The sequence below is a fragment of the Bartonella schoenbuchensis R1 genome (assembly GCF_002022685.1).
GTDB classification, from domain to species: domain Bacteria; phylum Pseudomonadota; class Alphaproteobacteria; order Rhizobiales; family Rhizobiaceae; genus Bartonella; species Bartonella schoenbuchensis.
Genome location: NZ_CP019789.1, coordinates 178,737 through 205,086, shown reverse-complemented (window position 1 = coordinate 205,086; position 26,350 = coordinate 178,737). Strand labels below are relative to the sequence as shown.

The window sequence follows — 26,350 nt, the reverse complement described above, 5'->3', positions numbered from 1 at the left end:
TATATAAACTACTTTCGCTAAATATCTGTAACAAAAAAGACACACCTCTCAAGTAAACGTTGAGAGTTCCACTAAAAATAGAATTCTTTATCAATTAATATTAACAAAAAGTTACAATTTGTATGCCACACCCACACGCAAGTCATGGGTGCTATAACTAACGTTTACTGGACTCTCCATAAATTTCTTTTTACCAAAATCTGAATAACGATATTCCCCACGAAGAATAACATTATCACTTACTGCAAAATTAACCCCTGCACCAAGAGTATAACCAATCATCGCCTTTTTTTCTGTCATTAAATTTAAAGGATTCGCTGAATTAACTAAAAACCAGGGGGTAATTTGAACCTTTGTATAAGCAATGCCGCCGGCAATATAAGGCATAATACGATCAGCAGCAAAACCAAAACGAACCCGTGTGGCACCAGCCCACTTCTCTTTACGAGTGGTATTATAAGTTACCTCATCACCCACTTTAACCAAGCCAGATTTTTTGTGCCCAAAACGACTAACGAGTGCATTATGTACACGAGCTGATTGATCACCCACAATCATCCGCTTACCAAATTGTACATTCTTTTGGTTAGACCAAACGATGTCTGTATCAACGCTTAAGATAAGGCCATTGTCGTCGAGCCTAAGGTTGGAACCTGCATAAAAACCACCTATAAAACCTGCAAGATTATACTTATCACTCGAAACTATTTGAGATTTTTTAGTAACAGTATTTTTACCAGAAATAACACGAGAACTTACAGAAAGTTTGCCCAATGCCCCACCAACTTGTCCACCCAAATACAAACCTTCCCAAGAAAAAGTAGAAGGAACAAAAACTGGCATTGGTTCTTGAATAACCATATAACCCGATGCTCGCACAACAGAAGTTGAGAATAAAGTAAGAGCACATATAATAATAAGGCATCTTATCATAGACTGATCTCCATAATACGATTCAAAATGTATTTTATAATATTTTATTTCAATTATCTATAGAAAAATAATTCTCGGCTCTTCATTAACAAGAGGACACATATTATAGAAATGAGTCTGATTAAGTTATTTTTTGTTTATTATTGACTTAAAGACCTGCCAACAGCAATATAATCTAAAAAGATAGCGATAAATAATAGAAAGATATTTCATTATTTGACAAAAAACATGACAAGCACCCCACCTAATAAAACCATAAAATAATAAATTTAGCATCTTCTTAAATACATAACAAATTTTATATGTTTGAAATACTATACGGCATTGTACTGTAACTGTTATGTATGTCCTTATATTATCTAATAAATCTTTTCTCGAGACTCCATCAACCTGTTCACTACAATACCACACCTCCCCCTTAAATAAGTGGGATAATAAAGAAAATTGGCTTTTCTAAATAAGCGCACCATCAAGAATAGAGACATAACCTTTTAGCGTCTCAATAAATGAAATTTATAAGCTATAATAGCCCAGTAATCGTGTAGCAACACTTGTAAATTTAAGCTTCTGTTCAAATGTCTACCGAAATCCAAATACTCATTACACAAATAACACTCGTTCAAAATGAACCACTCCCACCGCCCAGCAGAAACATAAATAAATGACGCTTTTCGTGCTATCTATTAAATGACTAGAAATAATCCAATCATCCATTTCTACGGATTGACTAAGCTTAAAATAATACTCTGAAGTCCCAAATAGCTAATAACGCAAACAATACTAGATAAAGTGCACGAAAGTGCAAATACACTCACCTCACTTTTACTACTCTTGTTCAAAACGTCATTGAAGCCGTTTCACTATTAACTAATAACTAAACGAATGCATTCTAGACCATAATGAACGCCGTGATCTTTTATTTGGTGATACCAGATTTCTATTGCTTCCTCTGCTTTTAATTAAAGAAGCTGTATATCCCTGTCCATAATTCGTTATCCATTTATTCTGATCGGTACAAGAAATATTTAGAAAAGAACCATTCGTAGTATCACTATCCTGCTTATCAAAATGCAAATCTTTAGGAGAAGAAGTGTTAGCAATATTCTGTGCCAATCCTTTCACACTTATAAGATTAGCTCCCTGAACTGAAGCAGTTGAACCAAAAGCGAAAAAAAATATAAACCCGAGATGCTTTATGTTCATAGATTGACCTCCATACAAAATATCCAAAACGGATTTTATATATAATTACTTCACTCCAAATATCTATAGGAAAATTAAGAAAAAAGTGAAAGATTCATCAAAATAGGGTATTTTAACAATGTAATCCCCCATAAATGAGGATTGTGCATGGTGCATACCAACATAAAAAGCATTGATTTGACAACCAAACCGAAACCTTGTTTTTTGCGAATTTCTTTTTCTTGAAATTCAAATATTAATCTTTTGTACGGGACGATAACTTTACCGGCTATTGAATATTCAATACCAGTTCAAAGTTATAATCAAGAAACACCTTATACCCACCCATTACTCACAATGGACTTATAGCACCTTTAATGTATCTCAAATTTAAAATACCTTAAAACTATATATAATTGCGCCTTCATGATACTAGGCATTAATGCGTGATTAGGAGTCAAATAAAGTTGCACACAAGTTGTTATTAGCCCACTTCTCTAGAAAAGTACCATAGCCATCATAGAGCCAACATAACTCTTGGAGATACCTATATATCTGACTTTCAAAGTATATCAATAGCCCCTTACTTCTATCTACTGCTATACCCTATAAACTCCATTTTGGATCTTTTGGTCTCACATAAGGGCATGTCTTATATTATCGTAAAGAGTACATATTTGTGATATAATTTATAAATCAAATAGATTGATTTATAAATACTGTTCTATAAAATTTTTCAAAACAATATATTGAGAAAAACAAGAAAATAAAAAATGCCCGTAAAATACAGGCATTTTATTTTATTAACTTTTTCTGCTTAGATTAAAAACAAATTTTTAAACTCAACTATGTGCAAAAATATCAGTCTCTGTCCATCCCAAAAGATCGAGTTTTGCTCTCATCGGTAAAAATTGAAAACACGCTTTTGCAACATTTTCTCGCTCTTCGCGCTTTAAACGTGTTTCAAACACACTTTTCAAACGATGTAGATATAAAACATCAGATGCCGCATATTCAATTTGTGCACGTGATAAAGTTTCTGTCGCCCAATCTGAAGATTGTTGCTGCTTAGAAATATTAACATTCAGCAATTCGCTACAAATCTCTTTCAAACCATGCCGATCAGTATAAGTGCGCGTAAGCTTTGATGCAATCTTTGTGCAAAAGACAACATCTGGCATAATTCCAAAAGTATGCGCTAAAATGGCAAGATCAAAACGTCCAAAATGGAATATTTTGGTAATTGCCTTATCTTCAAGCAATTTGACCAAATTAGGAGCGCTATTTTGCCCTTTAGCAATCTGTATAATATCAGCAGTGCCATCCCCAGAAGAAAGCTGAACAACACACAAGCGATCACGATATGGTTGCAACCCTAAAGTTTCAGTATCAACCGCAATAGCATCAACGTGATAATTATCTAAATTTGGCAAATCACCTTGATGAACACGAATTTCTGTCATTTATTCTCCTATTTGCAAAAGTCTCAAGAATACGCGCCCAAGACCGCTGTCCTTTATGAAATGACTTTAAATTATATTTTTCATTAGGTGAATGAATACGATCATCAGCCAATGCAAATCCGACCAAGACACTTTCCATACCAAGAATTGATTGAAAGCTCCCAACAATTGAAATTGAACCACCCATAGCAATTAATAAAGCTGACTTCTCCCATTCTTGTGTTAAAGCATCCTTTGCTGCCTCAACAAAAGGTGAATCAGGAGATAACTGAACAGCTGAATAAGCACCATGGTCTTTAAATGTAACTGTACAATCTGCTGGAATAAGGCTGCGCACATAATCACGAAAAGCCTGACGTATTTTTTCAGGATCTTGTTTATGGACTAAGCGAAAAGAAACTTTTGCACTGGCTTGAGAAGGAATAACCGTTTTAAACCCTTCACCTGCATAACCCCCACTAATACCATTGATTTCCGCTGTAGGACGAGCCCATACTTGTTCTAAAATACTACGCCCCTTCTCACCAGCAGCAACAGAAAGACCAAAGGGACGAAGCAGCGCTTCTACACTACTATTAAGTTTATTCCATGATTGCAAAACTTGTGGAGGTGTTTCCTCTACACCATCATAAAATCCAGGAAGGATCACCCTACTATTTTCATCATGAAGCCCACCTAAAATTTTAGTTAAAATACGAAGAGGATTGGCTACTGCCCCTCCAAAAGCACCAGAATGCAAATCACATTTAGCCCCCGTGATAATGATTTCTTCTGTTAACAACCCCCGAAGACCGATACAAACTGAAGGTGTATTTGCATCCCACATTGGTGTATCGCAAACAAATGCACAATCAGCCTTAAGCTCATCAGCATTTTCTTTTAAAAAAGGAATAAGTGAAGGGGAGCTACTTTCTTCTTCACCTTCCAATAAAATAGTGACCTTAACAGGAAGCTGGCCTGTTTCCTTCTTAAACGCACGACACGCTTCAATAAAAGTCATAAGCTGACCTTTATCATCTGAAGCACCACGGGCACAAATAATCTTTTCTCCATTCTGTTCTTTTAAAGAAGGTTCAAATGGATCATCGTGCCATAAATTTAAGGGATCGACTGGTTGAACATCATAATGCCCATAAAACAGGACATGCAAACAGTCATCCGAAGGCCCTGGGTGATGCCCAACAACCATCGGGTGGCCAGGTGTATCGCGGCGTGAAGCTTCAAAACCTATAGTTTTTAAATCTTCCACCAACCAATCAGCTGCTTGACGACATGCATCCTTATAAGCTGGATCTGTAGAAATTGAATGAAAACGTAAAAGAGAAAAAAGACGTTCAAGACTCTTATCTATATTTTCATCAAGATGTGTAAGCACTTTATCAAGCATAAAAATCTCTCCATTCTAATGAAAGCCATTCACGACTTTAAGCTTATTGTAAGATTTTGCAAGATGTTTATTCATTTTTGACACTTTGGGCAGTAAAAACTTGAGCGCCCAGCCTGCAAAATACGTACAATAGGCACCTCGCATTGCAAACATTCCTTTCCTTCTCTTCCATAAACCGAAAAATTGTGTTGAAAATAACCAAGCGAACCATCTGTATGCACATAATCACGTAAAGAAGACCCACCAGCAATTATCGCTTCAGAAATTACATCACGTATATTTTGTGCTAGACAATTTGCCAATTCGTATGCACGCGCACTTTTTAGTGCCAATGTAAACGCACTACGCTGTGGAGATAAACGGCTACGCCAAAGCGCTTCGCAAACATAAATATTCCCAAGTCCTGCGATAATAGATTGATCAAGCAAAGCCATTTTAAGAGATGTCTTTTTATTGATAAAAGCCTTTTGCAAATAAGAACCAGAAAGCACATCCCCCATAGGCTCAACCCCTAATTTTTTTAAAAGTGGGTGCTCATTAAGCTTTATTGTGTCTACTAAAAGTATAAAACCAAAACGACGAGTATCATTATAAATGATATGATAAACGTTACCATCTTTTGCTCTAACGTCCATTATAAAATGATCATGTGCAACTAATTTGCCCATAGAAGCATACTCTTTTTTAAAAAGCTTATCTTCTATGCGCCACGTTCCTGACATTCCCATATGACCTAAAATTGTTTCATTTTGCGAAAGATGAAACAATAAATATTTTGCACGTCGATCAAGTTCTATGATCCTTCTGCCAACAAGCTTCTCAGAAAACTCTTCCGGAAAAGGAAATCGCAAATTTTTACGATTAAGTGTCACAGATATAATTTTTGCACCAGTCAAAACTGGTTCAAGCCCACGACGAACTGTTTCTACCTCAGGAAGTTCCGGCATTCATCTTCCTAATATATGACACATATTCAAATAAAATACTCCTAAAATTCATCACATTAACTCAATTGTTCCTAACAAAACACTAGGAACTGCTATGCCAATTTGAGTAAGACTACCTATGTTGATTACCCCTTCCCAATTACCCAATCAACATAAAGCATATTTTTACAGCTACAATACATTGCAATCTTTTTCACTATAAATAATGCGCTACTAAAAAGCATTTGAAAGAACATTCTCTAAAGCAACGTAACGTGCAGTGTTTTCATCAACAAGGTATTATAAAAACCAAACCTCTCTTTAAAATAAGCAAAGAATGCAAAACAAGAGAAATCTTCTCCAATCAACTAACCTTCTTATTATTTGGAATAATTTTTTGATTTATTAAAGCATGTGCAGCAACGATACATCTCATTTCAAAATCTACTTAACATTACTAATCAATACTCTTCTGACAGAAAAGTAGTCTCATTGAATGTATATAATTTCTAGTCTTATAAATATGAGGAAAGTTTTAGCACTTCTTCAGCCAAAATATGAAGATTATAAATAACGCCATTTTGCGTGATAGAAGCCTCTGCGCTCTCTTAACATCTGTTAAACAAGCGGTAAATCAGTATTTTTTACTCTGTAAAATGCAAAGCAGCAAAATGCTCTTTACAAAATCATAATCAAAACAAGGCCTTGCTTTTTTCGTAGCTTAAGCCACACTCCTACCGTAACTTCTGTAAAATGATAAAGCATTTCACGCAAAATTACCGCATGAATGCCACAACACATCATTTACAGCTCCTTTAAATTATGAAAAAATTACCGGGCTCTGTATTGTTTTTCTAACATTGCAACAACTGTATTTAACTTATCCAATGATGGCGCAGTATATGCTATAACTGGCGTAGTTTCCTGTGTCTTAGCAATACGATTAGGTGCAGGCGTAGGAATAGGAACCATGTCAGGTTTTGTAACAACAAAAGGTACAGAATTAACTTGCGCAACTTCTATTGAAGCAGATGCTATTTGTATTTCTTCTACTTTTGTTCCCTTGTTCTTTAAGTCCACATCTATGAAATTTGGTACATCGCCCTGATCTTGGGCAAAAGCAAAAGCAACATTATAAGGACGATCATTAACAGGAACTTGAAGTGATCCATCACGCGCCCGCTTTTCATAAAAAGCGTTGCCTCCGGCAACACGAACATAGTGCATATTCTTATAGGGAAAAGACAACCCAGCTGTATGAAAAAACATGGCGTTTTTACTCTTCTTATCCCGTTCACCACGTAAAACAGCATCTACAGCCTCTTTAACGCGAGCAACAGATGCTTTCTCAGTCATAGGACGTGTTAAAACACCAGGAGCAAATTGTTTGGGCTGACCAACAACCTCGCAAATCGTTTTCGGATAGGCACTTGAATTAACACGGTTCATAACGACCGTTCCGACTGCAATCATTCCCTCACGGCTTGAACGATTTGATTCAAAATACATCGCACGCATAAGACATTGGCGCTCTGTCAATGAAGGTGTCGTCACTTTAGCGACCTGATTATTGGGTGCCTTTTTAACGTTTAAATGATTTGATGCGCAACCCACAGTAACTAGTGGTATTATAGAAACAGCGATACGTACAATCCATCGATTTTTTTTTATTTTATACAGTAGATTCATATGTTTTCAAAACATTCAAATTTTAAATAAGTTTTAAATATGCAATTAAATAACACTATATTGTTAATTATTTACCTATCAGTAAACCCTTAACATATAATAAGCACTAAAAGAGATTTACACGAAAAAATAATAAGAAAATCTTAATTTAAAGCACATCTTATTTCTTTAACTATGCAAATCAATCAATCTTTCCATTTTTTATCATTCAATGTACTTACTGATCTGCATATCTAAGGCTAGATTATTCATTAAATATCATATTCTCAAACATGATTTAAAACTTCAATCTGCTTTTTTATCGCCTACTCCAACTGTATACGTAAGATCATCACGAGGACGATCAAAAGACATATGATGACCGGTTATAATATAATACAGCGTTTCAGCAATATTGGTAACATGATCACCAATCCGTTCAATACTCTTTACACAAAAAAGCAAATGCGTACAAACCGCAACATTATGTATATCTTCTGTCATATAATTTAAAAGCTCACGAAAAAGAGAAGTATACAAAGCATCAATTTCATTGTCACGCTCGCGTACCACATCAATACGACCTAACAAGCGCTTAGTATAAGCGTCCAGCACTTCCTTTAACTGATTGAGCGCCAAAATTGTAATTGTTTCAAGTTTGCAGTAAAAAGCCTCAGGTTGGCGTATTTCTGAAATAGCAGCTGCCCGTTTGGCAATGTTTTTTGCCATATCCCCAATGCGCTCAAGATCAGAAGAAATGCGAATAGCACCAACAATTTCACGCAAATCAACAGCCATTGGTTGGCGTTTACAAATAATAGTAATCGCTTTTTCATCAATGTCGCGTTCTGCCTCATCCAAAAATAAATCATCAGCAATAACCGCAGTAGCAAGCTGAAAATCATCATGAATAATTGATGCTATCGAGCGCTCGATCATTCTTTCTGCGCAACCACCCATTTCCACAATCTTTTCTGCCAAATATTTTAACTCTGCATCATAAGAACGGACAGTATGGCTTGTAGGCATATTTTATACTCCTAAATTAACTTACCCAAAACGCCCTGTAATATAGTCTTGCGTACGTTGTTCCTTTGGTGACGTAAATATTACTTCAGTTTCATCAACTTCCACCAAATGCCCCAAATGAAACATAGCCGTGTATTGAGAAACACGTGCAGCTTGCTGCATTGAATGTGTTACAATGACGATTGTGTAATCTTGTCGTAACGAATCGATAAGCTCTTCAATACGTGCCGTTGCAATCGGATCAAGAGCTGAACACGGTTCATCCATTAAGATAACTTCAGGATTCACAGCAATAGCACGCGCAATACACAAACGTTGTTGCTGCCCTCCTGACAAACTTGTTCCTGGTCCATGGAGACGATCTTTAACTTCGTCAAACAATCCTGCTTGCATCAAACTTTTTTCAACCACATCATGCAATTCAGTACGTGATTTTACTAAACCATGAATACGTGGTCCATAAGCAACATTGTCAAAAATAGATTTTGGAAAAGGATTAGGCTTTTGAAAAACCATCCCCACACGTGCTCGTAATTCTACAACATCAATGTGCGAATCATAAATATCTTCCTCATCTAAAGTAATCAAACCTGTTACTTTAGCACCTTCAATCGTATCATTCATACGATTAAAACAACGTAAAAAAGTTGACTTTCCGCAGCCTGAAGGGCCGATTAAAGCAGTAACTTTATGCTCAGGGATATCAAGAGTAATGCCATGGAGTGCTTCTTTATCTCCATAAAAAACCTTAACATCTTGACCCCGCATTTTGACCTTCATTGTAGACCTAACCTTATCTCGACGTACACACTTTACTGAAGTTATAAACGTCGTTCAAATCGTCGACGCAAAAGAACAGCTGAAATATTCATGACAGCAAGAAAAACCATCAATACAATAATGGCGCCTGATGTTTTTTCAACAAAAGCACGCTCTGCTTCACCCGCCCACATAAAAATTTGCACAGGCAAAGCCGTTGCTGGATCCATTGGTGTAGTAGGAATATTCGCAACAAAAGCGACCATTCCAATCAAAAGTAAAGGAGCAGTTTCACCCAGCGCTTGTGCCAAACCAATAATCGTGCCAGTCAGAATACCGGGCACCGCTAAAGGAACAACATGATGAAAAACCACTTGCGTCTTTGATGCACCTAATCCTAAAGCTGCTGTACGAATAGACAGTGGAACAGCTCGCAAAGCAGAACGTGTAGCTATAATAATTGTTGGTAACGTCATAAGAGTTAAAACGAGCCCACCAACAAAAGACGCAGAACGTGGCATGCCTAAAAAATTAATAAAAACAGAAAGCCCTAAAAGACCAAAAATAATTGAAGGAATAGCAGCAAGGTTATTGATATTAATCTCTATAAAATCTGTAAACGTATTTTTACGTGCATATTCTTCAAGATAAAGAGCCGTTGCTACCCCTATGGGCAACGCAACTGCTAAGACAATAAACATCATATAAAAAGAACCAATTATTGCAACACCTAATCCTGAAGTTTCAGGACGACTTGAAGAACCAAATGTAAAAAAACCGCGATTAAATGTTTTATAAAGCGTATTGTCATCAATTAAGCGTCTAATCCATTCTACCTGTCGATTAGAAACCTTGCGCTTTTCCTCTGCCACTTGCAAATTAATCTGTCTTTTATAAACTAAATCAACATCTGCCGCCGCTAAAATTTTAATTTTTTGCGTTGTACCAATCAAGTTTGGATTTTTTACTACCATATCACGTAACTGCACGCGAACATTACCCGAAAACATACGGTTAATATCGCGCATAGCTGCCCGATCATTGTAATCCACTCCAAGTTTTGTAGCCAAAGCATTACGTACAAGAAGTGGATAATTTGCAGTTATTAATACCTTTGGATTAGTTGCACGTTGACCACCCGGATCAATCACCTTTTCATCTAAATAAATTGATAACGTCATTTCACTATGAAAAAAGGCTGTATAGCCTTGACTGACAATAGACCATAAAAGAATAATTAAAAAAAACAAACCAATGAAAATAGCAACAAGGCCATAAGCACGAAAACGGCGTTCAGCCCAATAACGACGCCTCAGACCAATATTACGACGATACGAGACAAAATCTCCACTCATTCATATTGCTCCCGATATTTACGCACTATATAAAGAGCAAAAATATTCATCAAAAGAGTCAAAATAAAAAGTGTCATTCCCAAAGCAAAAGCTACAAGAGTTTGCGGCGAATTAAACTCAAAATCACCTGTTAATTGATTAACAATTTTAACTGTCATCGTAGTCATTGCCTCAAATGGATTAAGAGTCAAATTGGCTGCAACACCTGCTGCCAACACAACAATCATTGTCTCCCCAATTGCCCTGGACGCTGTTAATACAAGTGCTCCCACAATACCAGGAAGTGCCGCTGGTATAATGACTTTTTTAATGGTTTCAGATTGTGTTGCTCCCAAACCGTAAGAACCTTCACGCAATGAACGGGGAACAGCAGTAATAATATCATCTGACAAAGATGAAACAAAAGGAATCAACATAATTCCCATAACCAAACCAGCGGTCAAAACACTATGGGCCATAATAAAACCGGCCCCACCAGAAAGAGAAATAGAAAGGTCGCGCAAAAAAGGCCCAACAACCATTAAAGCAAAGAAACCATAAACAATAGTGGGAATACCAGCAAGAACCTCCAATAACGGTTTTACAATTGACCGCAATCGGCTTGAAGCGTATTCGGCCATATAAAGAGCAGCAAACAACCCAATAGGAACAGCAAAAAGCATTGCCACAAACGCAATATAAAGCGTGCCAGCCAACAGTGGTATGAAACCAAATTGCCCTATCTCACCGCCTGAACCATTGGTTGAAAAACGAGGGTCCCAAACTGTTCCCCAAAAAAAGTTTAAAAACGGTACAGATTGAAAAAAACTCACCGTCTGGAATAATATGGAAATGACAATGCCAATCGTTGTTATAACTGTAATCGCAGACGCACAAATTAAACCAATAATAATGAAACGCTCAACCTTATTGCGTGCACGCTGTTGCGGAGAAACATGTATAATCCCAAAAATAAAACCACAAAGTGCAATTATAAAACATAAACCATAACCAATAAATTGCAGTTTTTTAGAAGAAAAATACCATGATCGTGCTATCTTCAACGCATAATCTGGTACCTCCATAGGCAAAATAAACCCTTTTTTCGACAATTGCTCTTGTACATCTGCGTAAGGAATTGTCATCAAATCCCCTTCAAAATGATGAATAATTTTAGCCAAATCACGAATTATTTCTAAAATAAGGTCATGATTTTCTATTTCTATCGCACCTATTATAGACATCTTAACTGCCTGCGAAGCATTATATTCTAAATAAACTGCACTTCCAGCGTTCCAAAAAACTAAAAACACAAAAGCTGGGATAACAGTTATTAACAATGTCCACCAACCGTAATAATACGCACGAGAGTGCATCTTGAATCTCATAAATTCAAGGAAACGAGCTCGCATATAAGAAATGCAAAAGCCGACAAAACCAAAAATCAATAGCAGAAAAATAACAAAAGAAATGGGCATATTGTCTTTCAATTTTTACAAAAAAGCAGCACAGAGAAATCCTACATCGTCATTTTAGAAAATTATTTTAAAGTCATCACTGTACCAGCATAAAAAGAAGTACGCTGCATTTGCCGCTCTTCTTTAGAAGCAGCAACTAAACCATAATCCGCCAATGGACCATCTGGACCAATCATTTGATCGGAAAGAAAAAAGTCAACATATTCCCACAAACCTGGAACAATACTAAAATGCGCTTTTTTAACATAGAAGAAAAGTGGACGCGAAAGGGAATATTTACCATTAGAAATTGTTTCACTACTTGGAACAACACCATTAATGTATGCAACTTTAAGTTTGTCAGCATTATTCTCGTAAAAAGACAAGCTTAAAACACCAATACCTGTTTTATTAGACATAAGATGAGCAAATGTTTCAGAATAATCACCATCGATATCAATGGCCTTCCCATCCTTACGTACAGCAATACAAGCAGCATTAATCTCCTTCTCATTCATTCCCAAAGCTTCCATTGCCTCAACTGCCCCACTAGCCTTACAGCCTGCGGCTAATAATTTTTCTTCAAAAACTTCACGTGTTCCATGTTTTTCACCAGGTATATAAACTGTAATTTCCCAATCAGGAAGAGCATTATTGACTGTATTCCACTTCGTAACTTTATTTAACTGCAGTTTCCCATCAACCACAACTTGAGCAGCCAATGCCCTATATACATCTACAGAGCGTAATTCCCAGTCAGGTCCACTGCTATTTGTTGCAAAAACAATGCCATCATACCCAATGCGCATTTCTTCAATATCTTTTACACCAGCATTAAAACAGGACTGTAATTCACCTGATTTCATTGGCCGTGAACTATTAACGATATCAATCGTCTTATCTCCAATACCACGGCAAAACTCTTTAATACCAGCACCTGAACCACCAGACTCGATAACGGGAATTTTAAAATTAGGGTAAATTTCTCCAAATACCTCAGAAACGATTTTTTCATAAGGTAAAACTGTTGATGAACCCGCAATCTTAATCTGATCGCGAGCATTACCGATATCAACCAGCAATGCAGTAACGCACATCAGCCCCACTCCAACTGATAACAACTTACTCATTCATACACTCCCTAAGACCCAAATTCTAGTTTACATTTGTAGAATCACAAAATAAATTTAGTAATCTTCTTAAATAAATTAACTCGAACGCTTACGTTCAATAATGTCCCAAAAAAGAGAGGCGATATCCGCACCTCCAAAGCGTTTAATTTCACGAATCCCAGTGGGAGATGTAACATTGATTTCTGTTATATAGTCTCCAATTATATCAATTCCTACAAGAAGAAAACCTCGTTTCTGCAAAGTAGGACCAATGCGTGCACAAATTTCATAATCACGTTTAGTCAAGCCAATAGTTTCTGCTCGACCTCCAACATGCATATTGGAACGAGCATCCATTTCCGCCGGAATCCGATTAATCGCCCCCACAGGTGTACCATCAAGTAAAATAACCCGTTTATCCCCTTTTCGAACGACATCTAAATAACGCTGAACAATAAAAGGTTCACGATAACTGTGTTCAAACATTTCTACAAGCGATGTTAGATTGCGATCATCTTGTTTTAAATGAAAAACACCCGCCCCTCCACTACCATAGAGTGGTTTAATAATAATATCACCAACCTTATTTCTAAACGATTTTATTTCTTCAATATCTTTTGTAATTAATGTTTCTGGCATTAAATCAGAAAATTCAGTAACAAAAATCTTTTCTGGACTATTACGTACCCATGTTGGATCATTTACGACAAGCGTCTTAGGGTGAATGCGCTCTAATAAATAAGTTGTGGTGATATAATACATATCAAAAGGTGGATCTTGACGTAAAAGAACTACATCCATATCCATCAACGGCGTGTATACAGGCTCCCCCAATTTATAATGACACCCCTCTTCATCACGTACAATTAATGGCTCCAACCGTGCAATCACGCAATCACCACGCATAGATAAGCAATCTGGTGTATAATGAAAAAGAGTGTGTCCACGTTCTTGCGCTGCTAAAGCAAGCGCAAATGTAGTATCTCCTTGGATCTGGAGCGTTGAAATATGATCCATCTGAATAGCAATTTTCATAAATAAAACCTCCTATCACTAAAAACAGACTGGTTAATGCGCCATAAATTTATTAAATCATAAAAAAACTATGACAAGAGAAAATCTATGATACAAAAAGGTGATACAAAATTAAGCAAAGAAGAAATTGAACGTTACGCACGTCATATTGTTTTACCCGAAATCGGTGGCGTGGGACAGCAAAAGCTTAAAACTGCTCGTGTTCTTGTCATAGGTGCAGGTGGTCTTGGCTCCCCTGTTCTTACTTATCTTGCTGCAGCAGGTGTTGGAACGCTTGGAATTGTTGATGATGATATTGTTTCACTTTCCAATTTACAACGCCAAGTTATTCATAACACAAATACAATCAATCAATACAAAACCATTAGCGCTGAAACTACTATAAAAGCGATAAATCCTCACGTTATAGTTGAAAAACATAGTCTACGTTTAGATGAAAGTAATGTAGATAAACTGCTCAACGCTTATCATATTGTTATCGATGGAAGCGATAATTTTGCAACACGTTATCTACTTGCTGACCATGCTGCTCAATGTGCTAAACCTTTAATAAGCGGTGCTATAAACCGATTCAATGGCTCACTGACAGTGTTGATGCCTTATAAAGACAATAATCCCCATTATCGCGATTTGTTTCCTAACCCACCTGCAACTGGCGTCATACCCACATGTTCTGAAGTCGGAATCATTAGTCCTCTACCCGGAGTTATCGGGACATTACAAGCAATGGAAGCTATTAAACTGATCACAAACATTGGTGAACCTTTAGTAGGAAAAATCCTTCTTTATAATGGATTGTCAGCGCAATTTGATGTGATTGTCTATAAACGGCCAGATTCTAATGCAAATGCTGCAGCCATTAAAGCTTGCGTATAAGAATTTTGGGGACAAGAAAAAATACGATCAGCACAATCATACTCAACTACTTTTCCTTTATGCATTACGAGTACTTCATGAGCAAGCGCTTTAACGACTTTTAAATCATGGCTAATAAACAAATAACCCAAATGATATTTTTGTTGTAAACGATGCAAAAGGTCAACAATCTGTGCTTGCATACTCATATCAAGAGCAGATGTTGGTTCATCAAGCATAATAAAGCGAGGCTTAAGAATAATTGCACGTGCAAAAGCAATTCGCTGCCTTTGTCCACCGGAAAATTCATGAGGATAACGATAGCGCACAGCAGGATCAAGATCAACCTCACGCAAAGCTTCAATCACACGATTATCGCGTTCACAATCAGAAAGATATGGTTCGTGAATCGACAACCCTTCAGTGATAATCTCACTTACAGACATACGTGGTGAAAGCGAACCAAAAGGATCTTGAAAAACAATTTGAATATGGCGGCGTAAAGAACGCATCTGATTGAAAGTAAAATTGCCAATATCAACACCATCAAAATAAATCTGACCTTTGGAAGAAATCATTCGTGTCAGTGCAAGTCCTAATGTTGTTTTCCCTGAACCTGATTCACCAACAACACCAAGTGTCTGTCCAGTACGAACTGTAATATCAACATCTTGAACAGCTTTTACATAATCAACTGTTCGCCGCAATAAACCTTTTTTAATTGGAAACCAAACACGTATTTTCTTACCTTGCATCAAAACGGGCGCATTATCATTAGCCTGTAGGGGATAACCTTGAAACTCTGCCGCTAATAATTTCTTTGTATAGGAATGCTGGGGATTGTTAAAAATTTCACTCGTGGTACCATTTTCAATAATTTTCCCCTCTTTCATAACATAAACGCGCTCTGCAATACGACGCACAATAGCCAAATCGTGGGTAATTAAAAGCATTGACATATTGCAGCTTTTTTTAAGCTGCACTAGGAGTTCAAGAATTTGTGCTTGAACTGTCACATCAAGTGCAGTTGTTGGTTCGTCGGCAATTAATAACTGTGGCTTATTTGCAAGTGCCATTGCAATCATCACGCGTTGCCGTTGACCACCCGATAATTGATGTGGGAAAGAACCCAAACGTTTTTCCGGCTCATCAATTCCCATTTGATTGAGCAAATCAATAATACGTGTGCGTAATAATTTACCAGATATGTTTGAATGTATTTTAAGAACTTCACCTATTTGCTGTTCCACAGTATGCAAAGGATTAAGAGAAATCATTGGTTCTTGAAAAATCATAGCAATATCTTTGCCACGAACTTTACGCAAATCCTCTTCTTTCTGTTTCATTAAATCTTGATTATTAAAAAGAATTTCACCTGATTGATAAAGTGTTTTTACACAAGGTAAAAGTTGCAAAATAGATAGTGCTGTTACCGATTTTCCAGAACCAGACTCCCCTACCAGAGCAACTATCTCTCTCTTTCCAATATCGAAAGAAATTTGGTCAACAACGCATTTTTTTTCTTTAGCTTGGCAAAATGCAACCGACAAATTACGTACCGAAAGCATCTTTGTCATTGCAATGTCTTTCGTGGATCAAAAGCATCCCGCACTGCCTCACCAATAAAAGCCAACAAAGCCAATAAAGTAGCAATAACAACAAAACCTGTAATGCCAATCCAAGGAGCGTTTAAGTTAGAAGTAGCCTGCCGCATTACCTCACCCAAAGAAGGATAACCAGGCGGAAGACCAAACCCTAAATAATCAAGTGACGTCAGTAAAGAAATACCTGATGTTAATAAAAATGGCATATAAGTTAAGGAAGCAACCATAGCATTTGGCAGTAAATGACGTATTATAATAATGCGATCAGGCACCCCTAAAGCGCGTGCAGCAGTAATATAGGCAAAATTGCGCGCACGTAAAAATTCTGCACGCACCACACCAACCAATGCGACCCACTGAAAAAGAAGCATAACCCCTAACAACACCCAAAAACCCTGCGCCAAAACAGCAGCCATAATAATAATTAAATAAAGCGACGGTACAGAAGACCATATTTCAATCAAACGTTGACAAATTAAATCAACCCAACCACCAAAATACCCCTGAACTGCCCCTGCTATAACACCAATAATAGCTGAAATAGCTGTCAAAAGAATACTAAAAATTATCGATAATCGAAAGCCATATAAAACCCGCGCAAAAACATCACGTGTTAGATCATCTGTCCCAAGCCAATTCCATCGACTTATCGTGCATTCCGGATCAGCGCTTCCTTGTGCATAATTGATACAACGCTCTTCTTTACTTTGAAGCCAAAAAGGAGGTGATAATGCTACAGTTTTATTACCTACTACTGTATTATATGAATAACGAACTAGTGGCCACACCGCCCAACCATGTTTTGCAATCTCATTTTGAATGAAAGAATCTCGAAAGTCCGCTACGGCTAAGTTTCCACCAAATTTTTCATCGGAATAATCAAAAAAAACAGGGAATAGCAACTCCCCCTTATAAGAAGCAATAATAGGGCGATCATTGGCAATAAATTCTGCTGAAAAAGAACAAAAACATAAAAATAAAAAGAGCCACAATGACCACCAACCACGACGATTTTGTTTGAAATTACGCCAACGACGCGCACTCAATGGAGAAAAAAAAGATCGTTTTTGTAACTTCGAGTCACAGAATTGATCATACTTTATCTTTTCCATCATAAATCTTTTCTATCAAAATCAATACGTGGATCAACCAGCATATAAATGATATCAGAAATAAGACTCACAACAAGACCAATCAGAGAAAAAATATAAAGACAGGCAAATACAACAGCGTAATCACGGTTAACAATAGATGTATAACTTAAAAGCCCCATACCGTTTAATGAATACAGCATTTCAATCAATAAAGATCCGCTAAAAAATGAACCCATAAAAGCTGCAGGAAAACTGGCAATTACAATCAATATCGCATTGCGAAAAATATGACCATAAAGAATAGAGCGTTCGCTTAAACCCTTCGCGCGAGCTGTAATGACGTATTGCTGACGAATTTCTTCCAGAAAACAATTTTTCGTTAACAAGGTTGTTGTAGCAAAAGAAGAAATGACCATCGCTGTTAATGGTAAAATCAAATGGTACAGATAATCTAATATCTTGCCTCCAAAGGATAATTTATCAAAATTATCCGAAGTCAAATGACCTAATGGAAACCAATCAAAAAAAGATCCCCCAGCAAAAAAAACCATTAAAAAAATTCCAAAGAGAAAATTAGGAATTGCATAGCCAATAACAATAATAGCACTCGTCCATACATCAAAAGCAGAGCCTTCTTTAAGAGCTTTACGGATTCCTAACGGTATGGAAATAGTATAAGAAATCAGCAAATTCCAAAAACCAAAAGAAAGAGAAACAGGTAGAGCACTCTTAATCAACTCAATAACTGAACGCCCTTGTATATAAGACTCCCCAAAATCAAAACGTATATAATTGCCAAGCATCGTCAAATAACGCTCCAAAGGTGGCTTATCAAAACCAAATTGCCGTTCAAGTTTGGCAATAAATTCTGGATCCAACCCTTGTGCTCCACGGTACTTAGAACCCCATAAGCAGATAAATCAGCATGCGCGCCATCAAAAATACTATCAGAAGAAAGACTAAGATCGCTACCACCAGCCACCCGTCCTACAGCATCACCACCCATTCCTTGTAATTGAGCAATAATATTCTCAATAGGTCCACCGGGTGTAAATTGTACAACGACAAATGTTACCGTCAAAATACCAATCAGTGTCGGTATAATTAGTAAGAGACGCCATAGAATATAGGCCACCATTTCTTATTTTACCTTTTGATCAAGTCACACCAAATCACTTTAAATAATACATTCATCACAATTTTTCTGATAACTCGATAAAACCCAAATCACAAATAAAGTTAACTACACATACTTTTAAAGTCAGCACTTCTAGCACAAACTAATTTTGTTTAGCATCTTCATTATCCAGTGGTAAAGGAACAGGGTGATCAGATAGACTGCGTAAATAAAGTAAAAGATCAGCACGATCTTGATCATTTTTAATCCCTCGAAATGACATAGTCGTCCCTGGAAATGCTTTACGAGGTGATTGAAGATAGTGATCTAAAGTGGGAAAATCCCATTTTTTATTAGAATTTTCACGTAACACTCTTGAATAAGTAAAATCTTTTGCATCCGCAAAAGGGCGATTTACTATCTCCCAAAGTGTTGGGCCAAGAACACGGTTAGAATTATCACGCCCAGAAGTATGACATAGAGCACACTGACGAAAAATTTTACGCCCATTTTCAAGATCACCTTTTTGAAGACGCTCATTTAACGATAGATAATGGTGAGATAGATCCTGCTTTTCTTTAAGATCATCATTATCTGCAGTATAAGAATGTTGAACTGATGCAAAATAATTATAAATTACATCACTAAAAATGAAAATTCCCCCCGCAATAATTAGCAAAAACAGAGAAGCACAAATAAAATAGGTAAATGTAGATCGTTTCATTAAAATCTAAATATTCAATTTTTATCATTTTCAGTTTAAGGCTTTTCCTTATAGTATATCATTATAAATATATCAAATATACAACATTTGGAACTCTAGTGATGGCTTTTAAACCACTCATTCTTATTCCTGCTCGCATGGGTTCATCTCGTCTTCCAGGAAAACCTCTCGCTGAAATCGCTGGAAAACCTATGATTATTCATGTAGCTGAACAAGCGAAAAAAGCTGCATTAGGACGTATCATTGTTGCAACGGACCACAATACCATCGCTCAAGCTGTTACAGCTTACGGACATGAATGCATCATAACACGTACTGACCATCAATCAGGATCTGATCGCATCTATGAAGCTTTAACCATCATTGATCCTGAGCGACACTACAATATCATTGTAAATCTACAAGGTGATTTACCAACAATAACCGCTCACGAAATTATTAGCACTCTACAACCTTTAGAAAATGACTTAACTGATATTGCAACCCTGGGTGCTAAACTTGTTGAAGAAGATGAAAAAACAAATCCCAATGTAGTCAAAATTATTGGTACACCGCTTTCTCAAAACCGTTTGCGTGCTCTTTACTTCACCCGTGCAACTGCACCTTACGGAAATGGTCCTCTTTACCATCATATTGGATTATATGCTTATCGACGTGAAGCACTTGAACGATTTGTAACTCTTGCACCATCCACACTCGAACAACGTGAAAAACTTGAACAATTACGTGCATTAGAAAATAATATGCGTATCGATGTAGAAATAATTGATACGATTCCCTTAAGTGTCGACACACAGTCTGATCTTGATAAAGTACGCAAAATCTTAACATAAAGAAATCAAATCTTTATAACCATATTAACACTTTTGCACTACGCTAAAAATTATCACTAACAATAGCCACACGGTTTATTGTTTTTACTCACATTGCCACATAAAGAAAAAAATATTATTCTTAAAAGCGTCTAATTTCTAAGTGTAAGCTTCTTTTTATGAAAACGCTGTAGTTTTTAAATACCATAAGTAAAAAGCCATTAAGATAGACTTGCATTATAGAAGATTACGCTTGGCAAATAGAGCATTTATAAGAGTTCCAAATGTATAGAACCTATTCAGTTATTTGGAAAAATGCTTCTTTAAAACCGGATTTGCAAAACACTTTCAACTCAATTTGAGTAATTTTATATCTCCACATATATTCAACGAAATTCGAATATTGTAGAGATTTTTCAACAGATTGGATAACCCAGCTTTTAAAAAGAAAAATTAATTTTCACATTAATTAGTGGCGTTCACTTTTATAGCCTAATCATCCCGTAAATTATAAGCTACATTGCAAACAAACATAGAAATAAGAGAAAACTTTGATCAAGAATTACCTATAACAAAGCCAATATTTTATCTACTTTAAACAAAAACATAGGCTGTTTTATTATAAATAATTGACAAATTTCTTGCATATTCAGCAACCTACAGTACAAAAATAAAATCATTCAAAAACCGCAAATCACAAAATGTTAAAGAAAAACCAAAAATATTTCTTATGCTAAATATAAATTAAATTCAAAAGAAAGCTTTTTAACTATTCTTTCTACGTTTTTTGTTTCAAAGCTTGATTTTCTTTTTTAAATCGACAATATAAAATTGGGAGGTTGGTGATGGACGAACTACTCGCCAACCGGGTCAGGTCTGGAAAGAAGCAGCCCTAACGAGCTCTGGTACGGGTCATCGTGCCGACCTTCCACTTTTATTAAATGGAATCACGCCTTTGCTATTTTACAAATCTTCGTGATAAGATAAGTACTCTGCCTCCCAAAAATAAAGAAATCTTGGGCGTTTTTAAGAAATGATCCTATTTTCTTAAAATAAATTGATTGAGAAAAAATCCTTTTATAGTAGAGTATATTTTTAATCTGTGTTTTCATGTCATTGTAATATACTTACAAGAGCTTTTAAAATTGGAATCATTGATGGAAAAACTGCCTGCAGCAACGACTTATCGTGTTCTCGCTCGCAAATATCGGCCTCAAAATTTCTCTGACCTCATTGGTCAAGAAGCAATGGTGCGCACCCTTACTAATGCTTTTGAGACAGGACGCATTGCACAAGCGTGGATGTTAACAGGAATTCGTGGAGTAGGAAAAACCACAACAGCACGCATTTTAGCGCGTGCGCTCAACTACAAAACAAAAGATATTGACCAACCCACTATTGCACTTAATACACTTGGTGAACATTGTGCACAAATTATTGAAGGCCGACATATTGACGTTATAGAAATGGATGCTGCCTCGCACACTGGCATTGACGATATTCGTGAAATTATTGAACAAATACGTTACCGTCCTGTTTCTGCGCGCTATAAAATATACATTATCGACGAAATTCATATGCTTTCAACACAAGCATTTAATGGCCTATTAAAAACGCTTGAAGAACCACCACCCCATATAAAATTTATTTTTGCAACAACAGAAATTCGCAAAGTCCCTATTACAATCCTTTCACGCTGCCAGCGTTTTGATTTACGGCGTATTGAATCAGCAGTTTTAGTAGAGTACTTGCGTAAAATTGCTAAACATGAAAAAATTAAAGTAGAAGATCAAGCTTTATCTCTAATCGTTCGTGCTGCAGAAGGGTCTGCACGTGACGCTTTGTCTATTTTTGACCAAGCTATTGCCTATAGCAATGGTAAAGTCAGTACTGTTTCAGTACGCACAATGTTAGGACTAGCTGATCAAGCGCGTATTATTGATCTGTTTGAATTTGTTATGAAAGGAAATATTGTCAGTGCATTGAGTGAATTACGTAGCCAGTATGATGCAGGTGCCGACCCTTTTATGATATTAACAGAATTGTCTGACTTCAACCATTTGGTCACGCGGTTGCGTTTGACACCAGAGATAGCTGGAGATCTCTTCTTAACAGAAGAGGAACGTTTAAGAGGTTTAGACTTTTCACAAAAACTTTCTATTCCCGTTCTTTCCAGAAACTGGCAAATTTTGCTCAAAGGCTTACAGGAGGTCAATAAAGCTGCACGCCCTATTCAAGCTGCTGAAATGATATTGATTCGCCTTACCCACACTGCTGACCTGCCAACTCTTGATGAAGCGTTGAAAAAACTCACACAAGAAAAAACATCTCTCACAATTACCGAAAATAATCCCCATCAAGAAGCCAACAATGTAAACCATAGCGTAAAAGCTGGTGGTGGACAGACTCACTCTTTCTCACAAATTTCAAACTCACAGCAAAACCAACATAATTTAAAAACAGTCGTAACTAATCAACCCAGCCTTTCCGTTCAACCAATAGAATCATTCAAGATTCAAACTCCTGAAAATACAGATTCTTTTAAAACAACAGAAAGCCTTGATAACATTCAAACTATCGAATCTTCTAACAACATTGTTCATTTACCGTACGCTTCTTCTCAACCAGAAACGGAAACAACAGAACAAAAATTCTTAAATATAAACTCCCTACATGATATCGTTAATTTAGCTGAACAACACCGCGAAACACATTTCAAATTGCTTATTAAAGAATTTGTTCATCCTGTTTCTTTTGAACCAGGGCATATAACATTAAGACTTGCTGAAAATGCTCCGCGTTCACTAGCCCGTGATATAAAAAAAATGTTACATCAATGGACTGAAAAAAAATGGACAATAACCTTCGTCACTGAAGGGGGAGGACCAACTTTACAAGAAGAAAGCGCAGCCGCTCAAAGGGCTCTTTTTTCTGATGTAGAAACAGATCCTGATATAGCAACAATTCTCAACCATTTTCCAGGAGCAAAAATTGTCGATATTCGTCTGAATAAACAAGAAAATGATCTTGATTTAACTCCTCATATCTTCGACAATGAAAACGATGATCATACAAATGATGAATAAGGAAATTAATTACTATGCGTGATATGATGGGCATGATGAAAAAAGCCAAAGAAATGCAAGAAAAAATGCAGCAAATGCAAGATGATTTGGCTAATTTGCATATAACAGGTACAGCCGGCGGCGGGCTCGTTAGTATTACCTTAAATGGTAAAAATATTATATCAGCAATCAAAATTGACCCGTCACTAATCAATCCTGAAGAGGTTGAAATACTTGAAGATCTCATTATGGCAGCTCATAATGAAGCTAAAGCAAAAATTGAAACGGCTATAGCAGAAAAAACACAAAGTATAACAGCAGGTTTACCGATTCCACCAGGTTTCAAGCTTCCGTTTTAATAAAGTGGCTTTAATTTAATCTTTTGGAATAATGGTATGTCTCAACACATTGCAGGCCCTGAAATTGAGCGCCTCATTCAACTTTTAGCGCGAATACCAGGTCTTGGACCGCGTTCAGCACGCCGTGCTGCCCTTCATCTCATCAAGAAAAAAGAAATACTATTGGAGCCATTAGGGGCAGCAATACAAGAAGCTGTAAACAAAGTAAGCATTTGTTCTATTTGTGGCAATGTGGATACAACTGATCCTTGTTTGATTTGTACAGACCCTCGCCGTGATAATACAACGATTATTGTTGTTGAAGATATTTCTGATCTCTGGGCTCTTGAACGAGCCGGAATTTTACCAGCGCGTTACCATGTATTAGGTGGACGACTATCCCCATTGGATGGAATAGGCCCAGATGAACTCAACATCACTTCTTTAATAAACCGTGTTATTAATGATTCAATTACAGAAGTTATTCTAGCTGTTAATGCAACTGTTGAAGGGCAAACAACAGCGCATTATATCACCGATCAACTGTCTAATTTTTCAATTAAAATTACCCGGCTTGCCCATGGAGTACCAGTAGGTGGTGAACTAGATTATCTTGACGATGGAACCTTAGCTGCAGCACTACGAGCGAGAACCAATCTTTAAAATCTAATTTTCTATTATCTTGTTATTTCTCCCATGGTATTTTTAAAGGAGAAAATATTAAAAAGACTATAGTTAAGAGATTATCTCTTCTCATAAATTGTGATCGTGCTTTAATAATATACACACTTAAGACTGAGCGTATAACTTAAAAATTATAGAAAAATAGCTTATACAGAAACACAGTTTGAAAGCTTTGGCAGTTTTATTAGAATTCATTAATTGACTAGTTTGTACAATACCACACATTTCAGAGTAATAATTGTCTTTTTAGTAAAATATCCTGTGGCTTAAAATCTAAATAACCTTGGATTTCCATATTTGCCATATTCTTCTAATGCTGCATATGAACTTTATGGTTCTTTTTCGGTTACTCCTTGATAATTTTAATATTTTTAGTGATACCCTTGCGTACACTTTTGCCATGCTATACCAAGACACACATTAAACACTAATCTAGTCTGAAAAATATTTCCAAAAACGTAATGTTTATTAATATTGCAATTGTCTTCAAACATTGCAAAATATACAAAATAAAAATACTCAAAAAACTATAACTAATTATTTATCTGTTGTTATATCCAGTTAAAAAAATGCGTTCATGTTCATCCTTGCTATAGACACCGCTTCAATTTATTGTGCCGTTGCACTTACCCGCCATCAAGCTGTTATTGCGCGTATCAGCGAACGCATTTCCAAAGGCCATGCTGAAAAACTCATCGGTCAAATTGCACAAATAATTGACCAAACCGACATCACATTTGATCAAATTGATCGGATCGCCATTAATATCGGACCTGGATCATTTACAGGTGTACGTACAGGTGTTTCAACTGCAAGAGCTTTAGCATTAGCACTAGAAGTACCAGCCATTGGGGTGAGTACACTTGAAGCATTAGCAGCACAAGCAATTAATAAAAATGCCATGTCAACAATCACTGTTGTCATTGAAGCTGGTAGAGGAATGTTCTATTATCAAAATTTTAACAAAGACCTTACAGCTTTATGTGTGCCTGGCTTACAAACACTTGAGAATATCGTCGCAGCTTTACCACAACAAACAGTATTAACTGGTCCAGCTGCTGATATTATCGCTTCGTACATCAAAAACAATAAAATAAACACCACAACCATATCAGATCTCATTCCATGTGAAGCGGCTGATGTTTTAACCTATGCTCACCTTGCGGCAAACAAACAGCCACAAGCTGCACCTCGCCCACTTTATTTACGCGATGCTGACGCAAAACAAAACGCCAGTTTTGTCTTACCACGAAAAAATAATGGCTAAAGTTTCATCCATAAAAAAACATTTTGAGATTGCATCGCTACAAACTGATGATAGCGCTCTTCTTCATCAAATTCACCAAAATTGTTTTATTCCAGCTTGGGAAGAACAAACATTTGATACTTTTTTAAAAGATCATTCTATTTTTGGCTACAAAGTTTACCTTATTAATCAGCCTGATCAAATTTTAGGATTTTGTCTATGCCGTTTTATTCTTGATGAAGCAGAAATTATTACAATTGCTGTCCAACCTCATTACCAAAGACAAGGAATTGGCTCTTTGCTTGTCGATAGTATACTTTGTTATCTTCAACATGCACGTGCCGCAAAGCTATTTTTAGAAGTTGAAGAAACCAATCTTTCTGCCTTGGCTCTTTATCAGCATTTTGAATTCAAAAAGATTGCTAAACGTCTTGCTTACTATCAATCACCAAATGGCCGCAAAAATGCAATCATCATGCAAAAAACTTTTAAGCAAACAGATTGAGATTTATACAAAAAGCGTTTA

Annotated in this window: 23 protein-coding genes, 1 other RNA gene and 1 pseudogene; 8 read left to right on the top strand and 17 right to left on the bottom strand. The window is 36.5% G+C overall.

Features of this window, described 5'->3' with window-relative positions:
- Window positions 1-111: 111 nt before the first annotated feature.
- The 13 genes from BscR1v2_RS00815 to gshB form a co-directional block, all read right to left on the bottom strand.
- Complete coding sequence (locus tag BscR1v2_RS00815; protein ID WP_078689379.1) at window positions 112-933, bottom strand: outer membrane protein; 822 nt, start codon at window positions 931-933, stop codon at window positions 112-114.
- Window positions 934-1,800: 867 nt separating this feature from the next.
- Complete coding sequence (locus BscR1v2_RS00810; protein ID WP_078689378.1) at window positions 1,801-2,136, bottom strand: hypothetical protein; 336 nt, start codon at window positions 2,134-2,136, stop codon at window positions 1,801-1,803.
- 821 nt (window positions 2,137-2,957) lie between these two features.
- Window positions 2,958-3,578 (bottom strand): ribonuclease D, encoded by a 621-nt coding sequence (locus BscR1v2_RS00805; RefSeq protein ID WP_078689377.1) that lies wholly within the window; start codon window positions 3,576-3,578, stop codon window positions 2,958-2,960.
- Entirely contained in the window at window positions 3,550-4,965 is a 1,416-nt protein-coding gene (locus BscR1v2_RS00800) for a M20/M25/M40 family metallo-hydrolase (RefSeq protein ID WP_078689376.1), read from the bottom strand. Before BscR1v2_RS00800 ends, BscR1v2_RS00805 begins: the two co-directional genes overlap by 29 nt.
- A gap of 71 nt (window positions 4,966-5,036) precedes the next feature.
- On the bottom strand, window positions 5,037-5,912 hold the full coding sequence (mutM, locus tag BscR1v2_RS00795) for a bifunctional DNA-formamidopyrimidine glycosylase/DNA-(apurinic or apyrimidinic site) lyase (protein WP_078689375.1): 876 nt from the start codon (window positions 5,910-5,912) through the stop codon (window positions 5,037-5,039).
- A gap of 657 nt (window positions 5,913-6,569) precedes the next feature.
- Complete coding sequence (locus BscR1v2_RS08410) at window positions 6,570-6,695, bottom strand: hypothetical protein (RefSeq protein WP_257787979.1); 126 nt, start codon at window positions 6,693-6,695, stop codon at window positions 6,570-6,572.
- A gap of 27 nt (window positions 6,696-6,722) precedes the next feature.
- Window positions 6,723-7,562: a cell wall hydrolase gene (locus tag BscR1v2_RS00790; protein ID WP_078690282.1), complete on the bottom strand. Its 840-nt coding sequence runs from the start codon at window positions 7,560-7,562 to the stop codon at window positions 6,723-6,725.
- 303 nt (window positions 7,563-7,865) lie between these two features.
- Window positions 7,866-8,588 carry a phosphate signaling complex protein PhoU gene (gene phoU / locus BscR1v2_RS00785; protein WP_078689374.1) on the bottom strand — a complete coding sequence of 241 codons (723 nt, stop codon included), beginning with the start codon at window positions 8,586-8,588 and terminating at the stop codon, window positions 7,866-7,868.
- Between the two features lie 21 nt (window positions 8,589-8,609).
- Window positions 8,610-9,368 (bottom strand): phosphate ABC transporter ATP-binding protein PstB, encoded by a 759-nt coding sequence (pstB, locus tag BscR1v2_RS00780; RefSeq protein ID WP_236829004.1) that lies wholly within the window; start codon window positions 9,366-9,368, stop codon window positions 8,610-8,612.
- A gap of 41 nt (window positions 9,369-9,409) precedes the next feature.
- Window positions 9,410-10,702, bottom strand: a complete 1,293-nt coding sequence (pstA, locus tag BscR1v2_RS00775; RefSeq protein WP_078689372.1) for a phosphate ABC transporter permease PstA — start codon at window positions 10,700-10,702, stop codon at window positions 9,410-9,412.
- A complete protein-coding gene (gene pstC, locus BscR1v2_RS00770) occupies window positions 10,699-12,159 on the bottom strand; it encodes a phosphate ABC transporter permease subunit PstC (RefSeq protein ID WP_078689371.1) in 1,461 nt (486 codons plus the stop codon). The genes pstA and pstC overlap by 4 nt, the downstream gene beginning before the upstream one ends.
- 62 nt (window positions 12,160-12,221) lie before the next feature.
- A complete protein-coding gene (locus BscR1v2_RS00765; protein WP_078689370.1) occupies window positions 12,222-13,268 on the bottom strand; it encodes a PstS family phosphate ABC transporter substrate-binding protein in 1,047 nt (348 codons plus the stop codon).
- 78 nt (window positions 13,269-13,346) lie between these two features.
- Window positions 13,347-14,285 carry a glutathione synthase gene (gene gshB, locus BscR1v2_RS00760; RefSeq protein ID WP_078689369.1) on the bottom strand — a complete coding sequence of 313 codons (939 nt, stop codon included), beginning with the start codon at window positions 14,283-14,285 and terminating at the stop codon, window positions 13,347-13,349.
- A gap of 87 nt (window positions 14,286-14,372) precedes the next feature.
- On the opposite strand from gshB, the gene BscR1v2_RS00755 reads away from it, so the two are divergent.
- On the top strand, window positions 14,373-15,161 hold the full coding sequence (locus BscR1v2_RS00755) for a molybdopterin-synthase adenylyltransferase MoeB (protein ID WP_078689368.1): 789 nt from the start codon (window positions 14,373-14,375) through the stop codon (window positions 15,159-15,161).
- Here the strand turns inward: BscR1v2_RS00755 and BscR1v2_RS00750 are convergent.
- The 4 genes and pseudogenes from BscR1v2_RS00750 to BscR1v2_RS00735 form a co-directional block, all read right to left on the bottom strand.
- A complete protein-coding gene (locus tag BscR1v2_RS00750; protein ID WP_078689367.1) occupies window positions 15,107-16,717 on the bottom strand; it encodes an ABC transporter ATP-binding protein in 1,611 nt (536 codons plus the stop codon). The two genes, BscR1v2_RS00755 and BscR1v2_RS00750, sit on opposite strands and share 55 nt — an antisense overlap.
- The gene (locus tag BscR1v2_RS00745) at window positions 16,714-17,859 is read right to left on the bottom strand and encodes an ABC transporter permease (RefSeq protein ID WP_194284946.1); all 1,146 of its coding nucleotides are present in this window, start codon (window positions 17,857-17,859) and stop codon (window positions 16,714-16,716) included. The genes BscR1v2_RS00750 and BscR1v2_RS00745 overlap by 4 nt, the downstream gene beginning before the upstream one ends.
- Window positions 17,856-18,976, bottom strand: a pseudogene (locus BscR1v2_RS00740) (microcin C ABC transporter permease YejB). Before BscR1v2_RS00740 ends, BscR1v2_RS00745 begins: the two are co-directional and overlap by 4 nt.
- 142 nt (window positions 18,977-19,118) lie before the next feature.
- Window positions 19,119-19,679, bottom strand: a complete 561-nt coding sequence (locus tag BscR1v2_RS00735) for a c-type cytochrome (protein WP_078689366.1) — start codon at window positions 19,677-19,679, stop codon at window positions 19,119-19,121.
- Between the two features lie 101 nt (window positions 19,680-19,780).
- Between BscR1v2_RS00735 and BscR1v2_RS00730 the strand changes: the two genes are divergently transcribed.
- From BscR1v2_RS00730 to rimI, 7 genes are all read left to right on the top strand, one after another.
- Entirely contained in the window at window positions 19,781-20,512 is a 732-nt protein-coding gene (locus BscR1v2_RS00730) for a 3-deoxy-manno-octulosonate cytidylyltransferase (RefSeq protein WP_078689365.1), read from the top strand.
- An 813-nt stretch (window positions 20,513-21,325) separates the two neighbouring features.
- Window positions 21,326-21,423: signal recognition particle sRNA small type (gene ffs, locus BscR1v2_RS00725), an RNA gene on the top strand.
- Between the two features lie 225 nt (window positions 21,424-21,648).
- Complete coding sequence (locus tag BscR1v2_RS00720; protein WP_078689364.1) at window positions 21,649-23,577, top strand: DNA polymerase III subunit gamma/tau; 1,929 nt, start codon at window positions 21,649-21,651, stop codon at window positions 23,575-23,577.
- Between the two features lie 14 nt (window positions 23,578-23,591).
- The gene (locus BscR1v2_RS00715) at window positions 23,592-23,915 is read left to right on the top strand and encodes a YbaB/EbfC family nucleoid-associated protein (RefSeq protein WP_010703301.1); all 324 of its coding nucleotides are present in this window, start codon (window positions 23,592-23,594) and stop codon (window positions 23,913-23,915) included.
- Window positions 23,916-23,951: 36 nt separating this feature from the next.
- Complete coding sequence (gene recR, locus BscR1v2_RS00710) at window positions 23,952-24,557, top strand: recombination mediator RecR (RefSeq protein ID WP_010703300.1); 606 nt, start codon at window positions 23,952-23,954, stop codon at window positions 24,555-24,557.
- Between the two features lie 598 nt (window positions 24,558-25,155).
- Complete coding sequence (gene tsaB / locus BscR1v2_RS00705; RefSeq protein WP_010703299.1) at window positions 25,156-25,845, top strand: tRNA (adenosine(37)-N6)-threonylcarbamoyltransferase complex dimerization subunit type 1 TsaB; 690 nt, start codon at window positions 25,156-25,158, stop codon at window positions 25,843-25,845.
- Window positions 25,838-26,329: a ribosomal protein S18-alanine N-acetyltransferase gene (gene rimI, locus BscR1v2_RS00700; RefSeq protein WP_078689363.1), complete on the top strand. Its 492-nt coding sequence runs from the start codon at window positions 25,838-25,840 to the stop codon at window positions 26,327-26,329. Before tsaB ends, rimI begins: the two co-directional genes overlap by 8 nt.
- The last annotated feature ends 21 nt before the right edge of the window (window positions 26,330-26,350 follow it).

Bases quoted from the DNA above. Each gene is read 5' to 3' on its own strand.
- BscR1v2_RS00815 (WP_078689379.1), bottom strand. From the start codon at position 933: ATGATAAGATGCCTTATTATTATATGTGCTCTTACTTTATTCTCAACT.
- BscR1v2_RS00810 (WP_078689378.1), bottom strand. From the start codon at position 2,136: ATGAACATAAAGCATCTCGGGTTTATATTTTTTTTCGCTTTTGGTTCA.
- BscR1v2_RS00805 (WP_078689377.1), bottom strand. From the start codon at position 3,578: ATGACAGAAATTCGTGTTCATCAAGGTGATTTGCCAAATTTAGATAAT.
- BscR1v2_RS00800 (WP_078689376.1), bottom strand. From the start codon at position 4,965: ATGCTTGATAAAGTGCTTACACATCTTGATGAAAATATAGATAAGAGT.
- mutM (WP_078689375.1), bottom strand. From the start codon at position 5,912: ATGCCGGAACTTCCTGAGGTAGAAACAGTTCGTCGTGGGCTTGAACCA.
- BscR1v2_RS08410 (WP_257787979.1), bottom strand. From the start codon at position 6,695: ATGATGTGTTGTGGCATTCATGCGGTAATTTTGCGTGAAATGCTTTAT.
- phoU (WP_078689374.1), bottom strand. From the start codon at position 8,588: ATGCCTACAAGCCATACTGTCCGTTCTTATGATGCAGAGTTAAAATAT.
- pstB (WP_236829004.1), bottom strand. From the start codon at position 9,368: ATGAAGGTCAAAATGCGGGGTCAAGATGTTAAGGTTTTTTATGGAGAT.
- pstA (WP_078689372.1), bottom strand. From the start codon at position 10,702: ATGAGTGGAGATTTTGTCTCGTATCGTCGTAATATTGGTCTGAGGCGT.
- pstC (WP_078689371.1), bottom strand. From the start codon at position 12,159: ATGCCCATTTCTTTTGTTATTTTTCTGCTATTGATTTTTGGTTTTGTC.
- BscR1v2_RS00765 (WP_078689370.1), bottom strand. From the start codon at position 13,268: ATGAGTAAGTTGTTATCAGTTGGAGTGGGGCTGATGTGCGTTACTGCA.
- gshB (WP_078689369.1), bottom strand. From the start codon at position 14,285: ATGAAAATTGCTATTCAGATGGATCATATTTCAACGCTCCAGATCCAA.
- BscR1v2_RS00755 (WP_078689368.1), top strand. From the start codon at position 14,373: ATGATACAAAAAGGTGATACAAAATTAAGCAAAGAAGAAATTGAACGT.
- BscR1v2_RS00750 (WP_078689367.1), bottom strand. From the start codon at position 16,717: ATGACAAAGATGCTTTCGGTACGTAATTTGTCGGTTGCATTTTGCCAA.
- BscR1v2_RS00745 (WP_194284946.1), bottom strand. From the start codon at position 17,859: ATGATGGAAAAGATAAAGTATGATCAATTCTGTGACTCGAAGTTACAA.
- BscR1v2_RS00735 (WP_078689366.1), bottom strand. From the start codon at position 19,679: ATGAAACGATCTACATTTACCTATTTTATTTGTGCTTCTCTGTTTTTG.
- BscR1v2_RS00730 (WP_078689365.1), top strand. From the start codon at position 19,781: ATGGCTTTTAAACCACTCATTCTTATTCCTGCTCGCATGGGTTCATCT.
- BscR1v2_RS00720 (WP_078689364.1), top strand. From the start codon at position 21,649: ATGGAAAAACTGCCTGCAGCAACGACTTATCGTGTTCTCGCTCGCAAA.
- BscR1v2_RS00715 (WP_010703301.1), top strand. From the start codon at position 23,592: ATGCGTGATATGATGGGCATGATGAAAAAAGCCAAAGAAATGCAAGAA.
- recR (WP_010703300.1), top strand. From the start codon at position 23,952: ATGTCTCAACACATTGCAGGCCCTGAAATTGAGCGCCTCATTCAACTT.
- tsaB (WP_010703299.1), top strand. From the start codon at position 25,156: ATGTTCATCCTTGCTATAGACACCGCTTCAATTTATTGTGCCGTTGCA.
- rimI (WP_078689363.1), top strand. From the start codon at position 25,838: ATGGCTAAAGTTTCATCCATAAAAAAACATTTTGAGATTGCATCGCTA.